Source organism: Corynebacterium sp. UMB10321 (assembly GCF_030228725.1).
GTDB classification, from domain to species: Bacteria; Actinomycetota; Actinomycetes; order Mycobacteriales; family Mycobacteriaceae; genus Corynebacterium; species Corynebacterium pseudogenitalium.
The window spans coordinates 179,065-193,929 of record NZ_JASOZC010000002.1 but is presented as its reverse complement, the minus strand read 5'-3'; the positions used below and the strand labels follow the sequence as shown (position 1 = coordinate 193,929).

13 protein-coding genes are annotated in these 14,865 nt (G+C 60.2%); 4 read left to right on the top strand and 9 right to left on the bottom strand.

Annotation, left to right across the window (positions count from 1 at the left end):
* Positions 1-40: 40 nt before the first annotated feature.
* Positions 41-1,630, bottom strand: coding sequence for a signal recognition particle-docking protein FtsY (gene ftsY / locus QP752_RS03855; RefSeq protein ID WP_284804503.1), 1,590 nt, complete (start codon positions 1,628-1,630; stop codon positions 41-43).
* A gap of 78 nt (positions 1,631-1,708) precedes the next feature.
* Between ftsY and QP752_RS03850 the strand changes: the two genes are divergently transcribed.
* On the top strand, positions 1,709-2,233 hold the full coding sequence (locus QP752_RS03850) for an META domain-containing protein (protein WP_284804500.1): 525 nt from the start codon (positions 1,709-1,711) through the stop codon (positions 2,231-2,233).
* A 15-nt stretch (positions 2,234-2,248) separates the two neighbouring features.
* On the opposite strand, the gene smc is transcribed toward QP752_RS03850, so the two are convergent.
* From smc to QP752_RS03815, 7 genes are all read right to left on the bottom strand, one after another.
* Complete coding sequence (gene smc, locus QP752_RS03845; RefSeq protein WP_284804497.1) at positions 2,249-5,713, bottom strand: chromosome segregation protein SMC; 3,465 nt, start codon at positions 5,711-5,713, stop codon at positions 2,249-2,251.
* 10 nt (positions 5,714-5,723) lie between these two features.
* Entirely contained in the window at positions 5,724-6,008 is a 285-nt protein-coding gene (locus QP752_RS03840) for an acylphosphatase (protein WP_070478851.1), read from the bottom strand.
* A gap of 3 nt (positions 6,009-6,011) precedes the next feature.
* Positions 6,012-7,547, bottom strand: coding sequence for a sodium:alanine symporter family protein (locus tag QP752_RS03835; RefSeq protein WP_070362264.1), 1,536 nt, complete (start codon positions 7,545-7,547; stop codon positions 6,012-6,014).
* A gap of 28 nt (positions 7,548-7,575) precedes the next feature.
* Positions 7,576-8,412, bottom strand: a complete 837-nt coding sequence (gene mutM, locus QP752_RS03830) for a bifunctional DNA-formamidopyrimidine glycosylase/DNA-(apurinic or apyrimidinic site) lyase (protein WP_256041672.1) — start codon at positions 8,410-8,412, stop codon at positions 7,576-7,578.
* Positions 8,413-8,415: 3 nt separating this feature from the next.
* Positions 8,416-9,201 carry a ribonuclease III gene (rnc, locus tag QP752_RS03825; protein WP_284804496.1) on the bottom strand — a complete coding sequence of 262 codons (786 nt, stop codon included), beginning with the start codon at positions 9,199-9,201 and terminating at the stop codon, positions 8,416-8,418.
* Complete coding sequence (locus QP752_RS03820; RefSeq protein ID WP_070362261.1) at positions 9,198-9,734, bottom strand: DUF177 domain-containing protein; 537 nt, start codon at positions 9,732-9,734, stop codon at positions 9,198-9,200. Before QP752_RS03820 ends, rnc begins: the two co-directional genes overlap by 4 nt.
* A gap of 63 nt (positions 9,735-9,797) precedes the next feature.
* The gene (locus QP752_RS03815; RefSeq protein WP_070363481.1) at positions 9,798-10,529 is read right to left on the bottom strand and encodes a DivIVA domain-containing protein; all 732 of its coding nucleotides are present in this window, start codon (positions 10,527-10,529) and stop codon (positions 9,798-9,800) included.
* A gap of 74 nt (positions 10,530-10,603) precedes the next feature.
* Here QP752_RS03815 and QP752_RS03810 point away from each other — a divergent pair, with 74 nt between their 5' ends.
* The gene (locus QP752_RS03810) at positions 10,604-11,728 is read left to right on the top strand and encodes a glycerate kinase (RefSeq protein ID WP_210385510.1); all 1,125 of its coding nucleotides are present in this window, start codon (positions 10,604-10,606) and stop codon (positions 11,726-11,728) included.
* Here the strand turns inward: QP752_RS03810 and QP752_RS03805 are convergent.
* Positions 11,698-12,096, bottom strand: a complete 399-nt coding sequence (locus tag QP752_RS03805; protein ID WP_284804494.1) for a hypothetical protein — start codon at positions 12,094-12,096, stop codon at positions 11,698-11,700. The genes QP752_RS03810 and QP752_RS03805 overlap by 31 nt on opposite strands.
* A 39-nt stretch (positions 12,097-12,135) precedes the next feature.
* Here QP752_RS03805 and QP752_RS03800 point away from each other — a divergent pair, with 39 nt between their 5' ends.
* Positions 12,136-13,458: a DUF4921 family protein gene (locus QP752_RS03800; protein ID WP_176754849.1), complete on the top strand. Its 1,323-nt coding sequence runs from the start codon at positions 12,136-12,138 to the stop codon at positions 13,456-13,458.
* A 97-nt stretch (positions 13,459-13,555) separates the two neighbouring features.
* Positions 13,556-14,812 (top strand): amidohydrolase, encoded by a 1,257-nt coding sequence (locus tag QP752_RS03795; RefSeq protein ID WP_070362259.1) that lies wholly within the window; start codon positions 13,556-13,558, stop codon positions 14,810-14,812.
* Positions 14,813-14,865 lie beyond the last annotated feature (53 nt).

Below are 14,865 nucleotides of genomic sequence, written 5' to 3'. Positions count from 1 at the left end.
GCCTAGCGCCTTTCCGCCCAACTGTTCACATCACGCCAGGCTATCCCAGCAGAGCATCCACAAAGCTCTCTACTTCAAACGGCGCGAGGTCATCGGCGCCTTCGCCAAGACCCACAAGTTTGACCGGCACACCCAGTTCCTCTTGCACCTGGAACACAATGCCGCCCTTCGCGGTACCGTCCAGCTTCGTCAGCACCACACCGGTGATATCAACGACCTCTCGGAACACTCGCGCCTGCGCAATGCCGTTTTGTCCAACCGTTGCATCCAGTACCAGGAGCACCTCATCAACAGTGGATTTCTTTTCGACGACCCGTTTCACCTTACCCAGCTGATCCATCAAGCCAGTCGAGGTGTGCAGACGGCCCGCTGTGTCTACAAGCACGACATCCGCACCCTCTTGCACGCCGGTCGCCACGGCGTCAAACGCGACAGAGGCAGGGTCCGCGCCTTCTGCTCCGCGGACCGTAGAGGCGCCTACCCGACGCCCCCACGTCTCCAGTTGGTCTGCCGCAGCAGCGCGGAATGTATCCGCAGCGCCAAGTACCACCGAGTGGCCCATCGCTACGAGTACACGTGCAAGCTTGCCCGTCGTGGTGGTCTTACCCGTGCCGTTGACGCCGACTACCAAGATCACGGCGGGCTTGCCTTCGTTCGGCATTGCGTGAATCGAACGATCGAGCTCTGGCTTCGCAGCTTCGATCAGGGTTTCCCGCAGCATTGCGCGTGCTTCAGCCTCAGATGCCACGCCTCGCTCGGCAATCTTCTGACGCAGTGCATCGGTAATGCGCATGGTCAGATCCGCACCGATATCTGCCATGATGAGGGTGTCTTCGATCTCTTCCCACGCGTCCTCGTCGAGGTCGCCTGCGGTAAGAATGCCAAGCAGCCCTTGGCCAATCGCGTTCTGCGAGCGCGACAGGCGCCCGCGCAGCTTGCCCATCCGGCCTGCGGCTGGCGCGATTGCCTCGACAGGCTCGGAGGAGACTGGTTCGCTGACAATTGCGTCCTCGGTCGGTTCGGCGCCGTGTTCCAGGGCACGTTCCGCCCCGTCGACCGTTGCTGCGGCTGCGTCCGCTGCCTCTTGTGCTTCTTCGATGTCGTGGTGTTCGACGTCTGCTTCGTCGGAGGCGGGTTCTGCAGGCGCGGGCGCCTTTGGCTCTTCCGCGACCAGTGTCGGTTCCGGCTCCTTCTCAACCTCAGGTTTCGGTTCTACTGCAGGTTCAGGGTCGGCCTGCGGTTCCGGTACAACCACCCGCTCAGGCTTTTCGGACTGAGTTTCCTCAACTGGCTCCGGCTCAGGCGCAGGCTCAGGCTCAGGCGCCGACCCGTCCTCTACAACCGGCTCAGGATCCGGCATTGGCACAGCCTGAGCGGGCTTCGGATCGGAGGGGGCGTCGACACGCGGGATAGGTTCCTTTTCCTTCACTCCTGCTTGAGCGAAATTAAAACCCCCCTTTGCCTGGTAGTTTCCAGACTTCTCCTGCTGGGTAAGTTCTTTCGGCTCCTCGGTCTTTTCAAAGGAAACAGACTTTGCCGATTTCCGTTTATTGCCAACAATGATGATGCCCACAATGAGAATCACGAGCACCACAGCTGCGATTGCAATCCATAACGAGTACGTAGTCATGACTTCCATAGTGCCAAAGGCGCCCAAAAACTGTGTGGAATACCCCATTTATGCCAACAACGTGGTTGAATAAGGTTTATGAATACTCCCCCATTTTTGAAGAATCTGCCACAAGACGTTGCCCAATGGATCCTGCCAGTCCTCACAACGCTGATTTCGCTGGCCGTCGGACTTGGCATCATTGCCTCAAGTGGCCAGCTTGGCAGCTCAAAGGTAGACGTGCCGAGCGTTGGCACCGACGCGCCGAAGGAGGCAGTACCAGCGACTGGTGAGGCGCTCACCACCGCGCTGAACACCACCTGGGCACCGCTGCCGTTGTATGACGGCGCTACTGTCCAATTTGTCAAGGAAGATAAGGGCTACGTGCTTGTAGGCGGTCCATGCAACGGCTACGGCGTCGGCTTCACCATTGACGAAGCAACTGGTGCGGTCTCCACGTTCAAGACGCCGACGACGAGGAAGGCATGCCCGTCTGAGGACACCATCTGGGAAAACACCACCAGCGACTTGCTGAAGCAGACCACGAGCCTGAAGGTGATCGGCCAGGATAAACTCTTCGCAGTTGGTCCTGAGGGAACACTGGAGCTTGTTGTAAAGAACTAACCCCCGCGCCCCTCTTTATGCGTCCGGATCGGAGTCAGGAGCTGACCCCGCCGGGCGCATTCTTTGTGAGAGCACCCTCGTTACACCATCACCGCGCATGGTGACACCGTAGAGCACGTTCGCCACATTCATGGTCGGCTTCTGGTGCGTGATCACAATCAGTTGCGAGTCCTGCCGCAGCTCCTCGAGCAGCGCAATCAATCGGCGCAGATTCACGTCATCGAGCGCTGCCTCCACCTCGTCCAGCACGTAGAACGGGCTCGGGCGCGCTCGGAAAATCGCCACCAGAAACGCCAGAGCAGTCAGCGACTTCTCCCCACCTGACAGCAGTGACAGCCGCTTGACGCGCTTGCCCGGTGGGCGCGCCTCGATCTCGATACCGGTAAGCAGCATGTCATCTGGTTCCGTGAGTATCAGGCGGGCTTCCCCACCGGGAAACAGCGTATGGAACACACGTGGAAACTCCTCCTCCACGTCATGCCAGGCATCCGTGAAGAGCTGCAGGATGTGGGCGTCGACATCCTCGATGACGTCGAGCAAGTCCTTTCGAGCCTGAATCACATCGGCAAGCTGGGTAGAGAGGAACGTATAGCGTTCCTCAAGCGCCTTAAACTCTTCGAGAGCCAGCGGGTTCACCTTCCCCAAAGAGCGCAAGTCTTTTTCTGCCTGGCGCAGTCGCTGGGTCTCAGTGGACTCGTCAAAGTCTTCTCCCGGCGCGAAGTTCGCAAGCAAATCATCGACCGAAATACCGAGCGACTCAACGATCTTCTGCTGAGCTTCCTCAAGACGTACCTTCGCCTGCGACCTTGCAATGTCTGCGGCGTGCGCGCGGTCACTCAACCGATTCAGCTGCTGACGAGCAGCGCTGACCTGCGATCGCTCTTGTTGAATCCTGCCCTGCAGCGCAGCAAGCGTGCGCTGCAGCTCATCGCGCTGCGCGGTGGCTCGTTGTAATGCATCCTGGACTCGCGAGATCAGTGCCTCCGTGTGTTCCTTCACGGCTCCGGCGAGCAGGGCCTGGGACCGCCGACGTGCAACGGCTGCGTCATGACGCGCTTTTGCCTGGCGCTCGTTTTCCGCCTGGCGCCGCAACGCATCGCCCTTCCCCGCAATTGTCTGAGCGCGCTGTTGCGTCTCACGAGCAGCGAGAACCGCTTCCAGTTCGATCGCCTTCGCCTGCGTCAGTTGCTGGGATGCAGCATCACGGGCCTCGGGCGAAGGGCCTTCCGCAGCAGGAGTGTCGTCGATGCGAGAAAGACGCTCCTGGGTTTCCAGCAGTTGCTCACGGCGCTGAGCGAGCCGCTGCTCTGCCTCCTCAAGCTGCTGCGCGGCACGGACGCGCTCTTGCTCGGCCGTGTCCGATTGCGCAGCCAAGCGCTGATGCTCACGCTGCCACGAAGCAACCTCGGTGTCGTGCTCGCGCAGCGCTGCCTTCGCCGCCGCAACATTCACCCGCGCGTCCTCGGCTGCGAGCTGCGCTCCCTCAAACGTGCCCGAGAGCTCCGCCAACGCGTGCTCTGCGGTGCGTAGGTCTCGCTGTGCGGCTTCAACCTGCGCACTCACCTCGACCGTAGACGCGCTCGCGATGCCTACCGACATCCAGCCTTCGCCGAATAGTGCCCCCTCTCGCGTCACAGCACGCAGTCGTGGGTCTGCCTTCACGACGTCCACGCCCTCCTGCGGCGTCTCCACTACAACAACGTCTGCTAACAGGCGCGCCACGGGGCCCGCGACCGAAACGTCGACGTCGAGGTGGTCGAGGAGCCAGTCATAGCACCCGTCGGTTTCAACACGCCACAGCGCGCCGCCGACTGCCTCAACGATGCTGGCACGATCTGCAGATTGCAGCTGCTCCACAACGTCCAAGTCGCGCTCGCCCACCAATGCCTCACTGAAGCCACCCAGCGCGGCAGCCAGCGCTCCTGCCAGGTCAGCAGGAGCCGTCACCAGTGATGCAAGCGCGGGATAGCCCCCGAGCATCTCCTCCGCGGTACGTGTTGGCATTTGGTGCTGCAGCGTCTCTATCTTCGACTGCAGCGTAAACACCGCCCGCTCATGCTCGCGTTGCTGCATCTGTAGCTCCTGAAAGCGCTGCTCGGCGGCAGTGAGCTCTGAGCTTGCTTGCTCGTACTCATGGACGAGTGGCCCTCGGCGGGCTTCAAGCTCAGCAATCTTCTCCGCTACCTCCTCGGCTTCGCCGCGGGCGCTGTGGGCCCGCTCGCTGCTGAGTGAAAGCTGCTCTTCAAGCCGGGTTGCCTCTTGCTCACCTCCGAGCACGGCCTGCTGGTGCGCCTCCTCTTGCGCCACCAGCCGCACAACGCCCTCACGGCGATCCGCTACCGCCTGAATCTGCGCCACGTGTTCGCGTTCAGCTTCATCGAACGCAGCCTGGTATTCGGCAACGTCTTCCCGAACAACCTCAAGTCGCTCCGCGGCTTCCTCGGCAGCCTCAATGGCCACCTCATATTCTTCGTCCGCTGCTGCTGCCCGAGCGAGCAGCTCCTCTGGGTCTTGCCCGTGGTACTCAGTCTGCGTGTTCAGGTTGTGCGCGCGTTCCTGTGCGATGCGCAACGTCGCGTTCGCCCGTTCCTCGAGAGATGACAGTGCAAACCAAGTTTCCTGTGACTCCTGGGCACGCGGCTGTACCTCCCGTTGTTCTTCCTCGAGCTGCGCGTACTGTTCCTCAGCGCTCTCGAGCGACGCGGTCACAGTCTCGACCTGTTCTTCGAGCAGCTTCGCACTCTCGTCACTTTGTGCATGCGCTGCCTGCAGCGTGACCATCTGGTGGCCGGCGAGGCGGAGCCGGGCGTCGCGAAGCGTGGCTTGCACAGTCGCGGCGCGCTTCGCGGCTTCGGCCTGGCGCTCCAGCGGCTTGAGCTGCTTGCCAAGCTCATCTGTCAGATCCTGCAACCTGTCGACGTTGCCTTGCATCGACTGCAGCTTGCGCTGTGCCTTCTCTTTACGACGTCGGTGCTTCAGCACACCCGCGGCTTCCTCAATGAACGCTCGGCGCTCCTCAGGGCGCGATTCCAAAATCTCAGACAGCTTGCCCTGCCCGACGATGATGTGCATCTCGCGGCCAATACCGGAGTCCGACAACAGCTCCTGAATGTCCATCAGCCGGGCTTTCGAGCCGTTAATTTCGTACTCGGAGGCTCCATCACGGAACATACGTCGCGTGATCGCAACCTCCGTGAAGTCCACTGGAAGGTGCTTATCGCTGTTGTCGAAGGTGAGTGTTACCTCTGCGCGCCCTAGTGGCTTGCGGTCCCCCGCTCCCGCGAAGATGACATCCTGCATCTTCCCACCGCGTAGATTCTTCGCACCCTGCTCCCCCATCACCCAGGCAAGCGCGTCGACGACGTTCGATTTACCTGAGCCGTTCGGTCCGACAACAGCGCAGATGCCGGGCTCGAACTTCATCGTCGTTGAAGAAGCGAAGGACTTGAAGCCCTTCAGCGTCAACGATTTCAAATGCATTGTGGTGAGTTTACCGTTCGTGGAAGCCTTCCGCCCCACGGGGCTCACCGTATTGCGCGACGACCGTGTCCACGCGGCCCGGTCGCCGTTGTGAGGAGGGTTGCTCCTCCAGCAGCCGCCTCAGATTCTCGACGTCCCCCTCGTCGCCTTCCGCGACCACTTCAACGCGGCCGTCGACAAGATTCTTCGCATACCCCTGTAGGCCGAGCTCCAAGGCCCGGCAGCGGGTCCACCAGCGGAACCCGACGCCTTGAACGTGCCCGTGCACAAACGCGGTCATACGAATGGTGGCCATCGGCTACTTCAAACCGCCCTGCTCGTTGTCTTCACCTACGGCGCGGGCCTCGGAAGCCGTGATGCGGTCCTCCAGGCTGCGGCGCGTGACCGGGTCGGAGCCGTCCCAGAACTCTACGTTCTTGACCTCAGGCATCATGTCGCGGTGGAACACCGGGTCGATGCCCTGGACGCGCTGCTCGTTGTAGTTCTTGAGCAGCTTGATGGCGACACCCGCAAGCGGGACGATCGCGATGATGTTGATGATGGCCATCGTGCCCGCCATCGTGTCGCCAAGCGACCACACCAGCGGAATCGAGCCGAACGCTCCGAAGAACACAAAGACGATGACACCGCAGCGGAAAACGTTCAGCACCGTCTTCGAGTCCGAGAGGTACTCAATATTCGCCTGCGCAAGGTAGTAGTTACCGATCACTGACGAGAACGCCAGGAAGAAGAGAATGAACGTGATGAAGTGCGTGCCCCACGCACCCACCGTTGCCGCCAAGGCGGACTGTGTCAGCGATGCACCCTGTACATCATCCAAGCCGTAGTTGATCTCAGGGCCGAGCAGCACGACGAACGCCGTAATCGAGCACACAACGAGGGTGTCGAAGTACACGCCGAGCGTCTGCACCAGTCCCTGCTTCACCGGGTGCGATACCGTCGCAGTAGCCGCTGCGTTCGGAGCGGACCCCTGGCCGGCCTCGTTCGAGAACAGACCACGGCGCATACCCCAGACAAACGCCATACCCAGCGTCGCACCACCAACCTGCTTCAGCCCCAGGGCGTGGCCGACGATCAGCGCGATCATCCCTGGAACTTCCTGAATGTTCAGAATGACTACCAGCAGGCCAACCAGGATGTAGGCGACCGCCATGAAAGGAACGACGACCTGCGTGAAGTTCGCGATACGGGTCACACCGCCGAAGATGATGGCAGAAGTCAGGGCAGCAAGGATCACTGCCACAATCAGCTTCAGCGTCATCGAGTCGGAGCCAACAGAACCGCCGACGGCCTCAACGATGGAGTTCGTCTGAATTGCGTTGTACACAAAGCCATAGGTGAACGAGAGCGCGACAGCGAAGATCACGGCGAGCGGGCGCCACCCGAGTCCGCGCGTCATGTAGTAGGCGGGACCACCGTGGTAGTTGCCGCTTTCGTCTTTCGTCTTCCACAGCTGTGCGAGCGTGGACTCAACGAACGCGGTAGCGCCACCCACAATGGCGATCATCCACATCCAGAACACTGCGCCAGGCCCGCCAACCGAGATCGCGAGAGCGACACCAGCGATGTTGCCCGTGCCCACGCGGGAAGCAGCGGAAATGGTAAACGCCTTGAACGCAGAAATACCGCCGTATTCTTCGTCCAAATCGCGCCCGTCGCGGTCTTTGCCCTTCGGGGTCTCAGTGACCGCCTTGAACATTTCCGGAAGCAGTCGGACCTGTACGAACAAGGTACGTAGCCCGAAGTAGACACCCGCAGCAAGCAGGAGCCACGGGACAATGTCCCAGATGATGCCGTTGAGAGTTCCGTCAATGAACTCGGTTGCTTTTTCCATGCGGAGAATCCTAGTCGCAATGACAGGATTATTCGCGATTTTGCTCAGGATCCTGGCATGTTGGGCAGTAATAACTCGACCGCTGGTTCACGACCGTCTTCACAATGGCGTCCCCGCAGCGGGCGCAAGGTTCACCCGCGCGCCCGTAGGCATTCAGCGAGCGGGCAAAATACCCCGAGGCACCATTGACGTTCACGTACAAGGAGTCGAAGCTCGTTCCGCCTTGGGCGAGTGCACGCTCCATGACGTCACGTGATGCGTCGAGAAGCTCGACCGCACTCTCCTGAGCGAGTGTATCTGCCCGTTGCCACGGCGCGACTCGCGCGGCCCACATCGCCTCGTCGGCGTAGATGGAGCCAATACCGCTCACCACGGCTTGATTGAGCAGCACCGTTTTGACGGCCGATCGCTTTTTACGCATCAACGCCGCAGTTTCGTCAACATCGAAACCCGCCTCGAAGGGATCCATCGCGATGTGGCTCGCGAGTTCAGGGATACCGTCGACGAGCTGGCAGTATTGCCACGAGCCGAACGTGCGCTGATCCACGAAGACCAGTTCCACGTCGCCCATCCTGGCGCGAATCCGCGCGTGTGGACTGTCCACGCTGCCCGGCGCGGCGACCAGCATCTGTCCGCTCATCCTGAGGTGTACCAGGAGGCAGCCCCCGTCGGAGAGGGTGAGCCAGAGGAATTTGCCGCGACGTCCGGTACCAGTGACGCGAAGCCCAGGCAGGATCGTTGTGAGGTCGACGGTGCTGTCCCTGACTGCTCGGGGATGCGCGACCTCGATACTGTCGAATGTCCTGCCAACAATGTGCTCGTTCAGGCCCCGACGCACGACCTCAACTTCCGGCAGTTCGGGCATCAGCTACGCCTTGTCGTGGGTCTGCTGCTCAAGAACGAGCGCTTCCGGGTGCTTCTGAAGGAACACCACTGCTTCCCTGGCTGCTTCTTGCTCGGCGAGCTTTTTGTTGTGCGCCACTCCACGTCCGCGGTTTTCACCAAGAATGATCGCGTACGACGTAAATTCGAGGTCGTGCTCGGGGCCTTCAGACGTCGTTTCGTACTCGACCATTGGGATGCCACGTTCCGCGAGGCGTTCCTGCAGCACAGTCTTCCAGTCTTGCCTGTGGCCGTGTGCCGTCGCGTTGTGGAGCTTCTCGTGGAAGAGCTTAAGAATTACGTCGCGGGCTGCTTCGAATCCGTGCTGCCGATAGATCGCGCCAAAGAGCGCCTCCGTCGTATCGGCGAGGATGGACTCTTTGTCCCTGCCACCGGTATGCAACTCGCCTTTTCCAAGCAGCACGTACTTACCAAGCTCGATGCCACGGGCGACATCCGCCAACCCGTAGCGTGACACAATTGAGGCCCGCATCGGGGAGAGCACCGACTCGGAGCTCGAAGGGTAGATCTCGAAGAGCTTCGTGGCTACGGTCAGACCGAGCACTGCGTCTCCGAGAAACTCAAGCCGCTCGTTATTTGGCAGGTAGTCGTGCTCGTTGGCAAAGGAGCGATGTGTCAAGGCGAGTCGCAACAGTTCGTCGTCCAGATCCACACCCAGCCACTCGAGCAGAGGCGCATGGTCTACTTCGGAGAACGCGCTGTTCCACGCTTCTTCGCCGCTGACGCGATTCTTCTTTGAACGCCGGCTCATAGGAACTTCTCCAATCCAGCCCAGCGCGGATCCACCGCGTCGGTTGCTTCGCCGCTGATGCCGTCTGGTGCCGGAACGTCGCTGTCTTCGGGGCATGCAGGCTGGCAGGTCGGGTTAAACGGCAGTGTGAGGCCAGCTTCGTCGACGAAGGCCTGCTCGAGATCAACCGTTTCTTCCACGATGCGCATGATCTCATCCCCGGATCCTGCGTCTTCCTCTACTTCTTCATCACCCTGGATGAAGTCGTCGCCGTTAGAAAACACCTGGGAGACACGCAGCGTTTCCGTCGGCTGCAGGGTGCGCAGGCAGCGTACGCACTGCCCTTCCAGTACCGCGGTCACGGTGGCATCGACCATCACGCCAGAACCGAGCGGGGTCACGGTAGCGTCAACGGCCACCTCCTGGCCTTCCGGAATTGCGATCATCTCTGGCCCGATGCGGGAGGGAGCTGGGCCCACGTTGTGGACAACTACCGGCATGCCGTCGCCGTGCAGAGCGTCAGCTACTTGAATAATGAAAGGATTTTTAGCCATAGCAACCCAAACTCTACATCGGTTTTCTTCCGGAAGTGCTACCTGGTTTTCTCTTGTGCGTTCCTAATGCTCGCCGTAGTCGTAACGCTCCGCGCGTTGGCTGCCGCCTGAGACGCCGGCGCCACGCCGGAGCGCAGAACGGTCCTTAGATACTGTGCGAAGCACTGCGGAAAGTGACTCCTCAAACTCCGCAAGCTTGGAATCCACAAACTCGTCGCACTCCCCGCGCAGACGCGAGGACTCCGCGTGCGCCTGCTCGACCAGGCGGTGCGCCTCCTCGTCTGCGCGACGCATGACCTCTGCCTCGGAAACAAGGTGTTCCTGCTGCGCCAAGCCCTCATCAATTGAGCGCTGGTATTCTTTCTGACCGTTTTCAACCAGGCGCTGAGCTTCTTCCTGTGCTCGCGCCACGGTGGCTTCCGCGTCTTCGCGTGCGCGGCTGACCATATCGCGGGAGTCCTCTTCAGCGTTGGTCACCAGCATGGTCGCGTGGGACTGGGCGTCGTCAATCATTTCTTGAGACTGCTCGTTTGCCTCATCCATAATGTGCTTCGCGTCTGCATTGGCTTGAGCCACCAAATCGTCCGCGCGTTCCTGTGCACCATGCAAGATAGCGTCCTGCCGGTCGAGGACATCTTGAGCGTCGTCCATCTCATTCGGGATTGCGTCACGAATATCGTCTAACAGCGCAAGCACTTCGTTGCGCGGCACGAGGCAAGAGCTTGATATTGGCACGCCGTAGGCCTGCTCGACGATTTGGACGAGTTCATCAAGTGCTTCAAAAACGCGATACATGTCGGTCATCGTACCCGAGAACCACTGCGCTGAGTGTGCAACACAACGGAAGGTATGCACTACACTTTGCCCTCATGGATGAAGCATTGCGCACCCCAACCACAGTCACCATCGCCCCAGACGCCTTCAAAGGCACGGCGTCGGCTGAGCAGGCCGCAACGTGGATCGGAGAAGGCGTCCGCGAGATATTAAAGGACGCAACCATCAAACTCGCCCCAATGGCCGACGGCGGCGAAGGCACCTCCGAACTGTTCAAGGGCGAGCGCATCACCCTGCCCACCACGGACGCCGCGGGGCGCCTCACGGAGGCTACCTACACCTATGATGCCGCTTCAACCACAGCGTTTATCGACGTCGCTGCCGCCTCTGGGCTACCCGCCGTCGCAGATTCACCAGTTCCGTTGACCGGCGATACCTACGGCACCGGAGTGCTCATCGCCGACGCACAAACCCGTGGCGCAACACGGATCGTGCTCGGCTTGGGCGGCTCGGCAACCACCGATGGTGGCACCGGCATCCTCGTAGCCCTTGGCGCCAACCCCGTCGACGCTGAGGGCTATCAACTCAAGCCTGGCGGCGGCAACCTCGAGCGCCTCGCGGACCTCGATACCGCAAAGGTCAACATTCCCGCAGGCGCGCTCGACTGGGTACTACTCACCGATGTGGATTCGCCCGCCACGGGACCGGAAGGCTCCGCCACTGTATTTGGACCTCAGAAGGGCGCTTCCGAAGAAGACGTGGCCAAGCTCGACCGCGGGCTGGCCAGGCTGTGCGAAGTAGCAGGTCTCGACCCCACTACTCCGGCCTTCGGGGCTGCGGGTGGAATCGCGATCGGCATCACCTGGCTATCAACGCTCCTGCACGGCGATGCCAGCCACGTCTCCATCTCCCCCGGTGCGCCCGTCATCGCGAACGCCAGCGGGCTCGCAGATCTTATCGCACAGTCCGGACTCGTCATCACCGGCGAGGGACGCTATGACGCCCAAACCGCCGCTGGCAAGGTTGCCAGCACGGTAAGCGACCTTGCCGCTGATGCAGGTGCTGTCTGCGTAATTGTGGCGGGTAGCTTCGACGCCGAACCCGCTGGTGAAGCAATCGCAGTCCCCCTTGAAAACATCGCTGACACCAGTGAGCAACTCCGCCGCGCAGGCCGCGAGGCGGCGATTCATTACCTGAACACCTCGACGGTCCAGGGGTAAAGCGCAGGCGTCTCAAACTGGTCGTGCTGCTCCAACGCGACGGGGTCTGATGGAAGCTGCGCTCGCGGGGTCAGAATCCGCGACAGGCCCATCGCCAGGCTGTTCAGGCTCCTCGCGCCTTCAACCTCGATGTCGTAGCGCTGGAGGGCGGCACCCTCTTCTTCAGCCGAGACCTGCCTGTCCTGCACGTATGTTGCTTCCAGTTCCTCGGTGACCTCGCTAGGCAACGCTACATGCGGGGTGTACACAACATTTCCGGCAGTGAGTTTTTCGCGCCGCACCAAAATATCGATTGCGCGCTGGTACGCCTCCGCCAACTTTTCTGCCGACGCATCGGGGGCCAGCACATGGAACTGAATGATCGCCATGACGAACAGGCTAATACACCGGGGAGTAACGTAGCAGGTATGACTTTTCCAGTGCACTCGTATCGTGACGCCCTGACGACCATGGCTGACGGCACGATCAAGCAAGTCAACCCATTTTCCGGCACCGAGGTTTGGACGGTCCCAGGCAGAGGAAACCGGCCCCTTTCCCACCCCTCAGGAACCCCGCACCCGCTCAGCGATTCCGACTTTCACGAGCACTGCAACTTCTGTGACGCCCACCAGCTTCGCACCCCACCAGAGAAGTCACGCATGGTTCGCACCCGGGATGGTTGGGAGATCGTCCGCAACGCGATGCCCGAAGAGCTCGACGCCACCACCGCCGAGTTCCGCCGTGTACCGAACCTCTTCGAGATAGTCTCCTACGACTACTGGGCAAAGAACTACGGCTACAGCATGCCCCAGTCTCAGCAGGAACACATGGACCGCTACCTCGCGGACCCCGCCGGCAAGGCCCACGTCCTCGACATCGTTCGCACCCGCCTCAAGGCCTCCGGGGAGAATCCCGACCGCGACGAGGCGTCACTCTTGGAGATCGCGCCCGCGTATTTCGGCGGCGGTCACGACGTCATTATTGCTCGACGCCACTTCGTCGACGGTGCCACCGACGACACACAGCTAGCAAGCTCCGGAACACTCACCGAAGACGAGCACGGGGCTTTCTTCAAGTTCACAGTTGATTCCCTCCACGACCTCGTCGTAAAGAATCCCTACTCCCCGTACGTCGTGGTCTTCCAAAACTGGCTTGCGCCTGCTGGCGCCTCCTTCGACCACCTGCACAAGCAGCTCGTCACCGTCGACGCGCGTGGCGTGCAGGCCGAGATGGAGATTGCAAAGCTGCGCCAGAACATCAACATGTACAACGAATGGGGAGTGAACTACGCGTTCTACCACAACCTGGTGATCGCGGAGAACGACTTCGCAATCGCCATCGCAGGCATCGGGCACCGCTACCCCACTGTCTCCATCTATTCCAAGTCCGCAACCTGCGCACCTTGGGAGCAGTCGGAGCAGGAAGTGCGCGGTCTGTCGGACCTCGTGCACGCGATCCACGCAGCGATGGGACCTGAGGTCGCGTGCAACGAGGAGTGGCACTACCGGCCTGTGGATCTGGACCTTCCGATGCCATGGAGAGTGAACATTAAGTGGCGTATTTCTACACTCGCGGGGTTCGAAGGCGGCACTAAAATCTACGTCAATACGCTTTCCCCGTTTGATGTTCGTGACAAAATGGTGGACAAACTCTACCGACTCCGCGATGCCGGGAATGTGACAAAGTCGCTGCGTATTGCCACAGAATGTGCCCCGTCACGCAACTCTCTCCTCTACAACCCAGTCCTTTAGACCAAAGTTGTTTATACCTTCCTCCCAAAAGACTGGTATTACTTAATGTGATGGTAGTTAAGCAAGCACGTGCGGAGTGACGCACAGAGGGACGTACATGATCAACATCAACGATATTCTCAACAGTTACGTCGTTGACGAATCGTGGCAGCGTGCATTCTACGAATTCATGCACACCACGCCCGAGCTATCGATGCAAGAAGAGGAGACGCACCAACGGCTCCTCGCCGAACTTACCCAGTTCGACTGCGAAGTAATTGCACCGATTGGGGGCTACGGAATCTGTGCGGTCTTCCGCAACGGTGACGGGCCAACTGTACTGTTCCGTGCCGACTTCGATGGGCTCCCAGTTACGGAATCTACCGAAGTTCCATACGCTTCAAAGAAAAAGGTGCGTCTTGAGGACGGCACGAGCGTCGGCACTATGCATGCTTGCGGCCATGACATGCACACCACGGCACTTCTCAGTATGTGCAGTTTTATGGACAACACCCGCCACGCCTGGCGTGGGACGTTCATTGCACTGTTTCAACCAGGAGAAGAGCTGGGGGTAGGGGCAGAAGCGATGGTCAATGACGGACTTCTGGAACGCATCCCACGTCCTGACGTCTGCTTTGGCCAGCATGTGATGCCCGGACCTGCGGGAACCGTGATGTCAAAAGCGGGTCCCCAGTTCGCGGCATGTGACTCCATCAGGATTACGATCCCGGGGCGAAGTGCGCACGGCTCTATGCCACACAACGCCATAGACCCAACGTTTACGGCAGCGATGATCATTGCCCGCCTGCAAGGTCTCGTGGGCCGGGAAGTCGATCCTTCTGACTTCGCAGTCGTCACCGTTGCCAGTTTGCACGCTGGAACGACGAACAACATTATCCCCGACTCCGCGGAACTCGTACTCAACTGTCGCTTTTATCAAAACAAGACAAAAGAGCAGATGTACGCCTCCATCGAGCGGGTTGTTCGCGCAGAGGTGCAAGCATCGGGTGCCACCGAAGCGCCTACGTTCGAGTACTTCGCTCACGGAGAACTTATGAGCAATGACGCCGAGGTGTACGCAAAGGTCCGCCAGTCTTTCGACGAGGTTTTCAAGCATGAGTCTGCTGAAGCCGACCGAAAGACAGTGTCTGAGGACTTCCCAGTCATCCCCCTGGCATTTGACGTGCCGTACTTCTACTGGCTTATCGGGTGCACCCCGAAGGCACAGTGGGATGAAGCCGTTGCGGCAAATAGAGTCGCGGAAGACATTCCAGTCAACCACATGCCGACCTTCTTGCCGGACTACGCACCCACGGTGAAAGCAGCTACCAATGCCGGACTCACGGCAGTTCTGACGTATCTTGCTCAGCCATAGCGCAACGCCGTTCCGGCTGAGCACGACGCATTCCAATTCGACACATCAAGAGA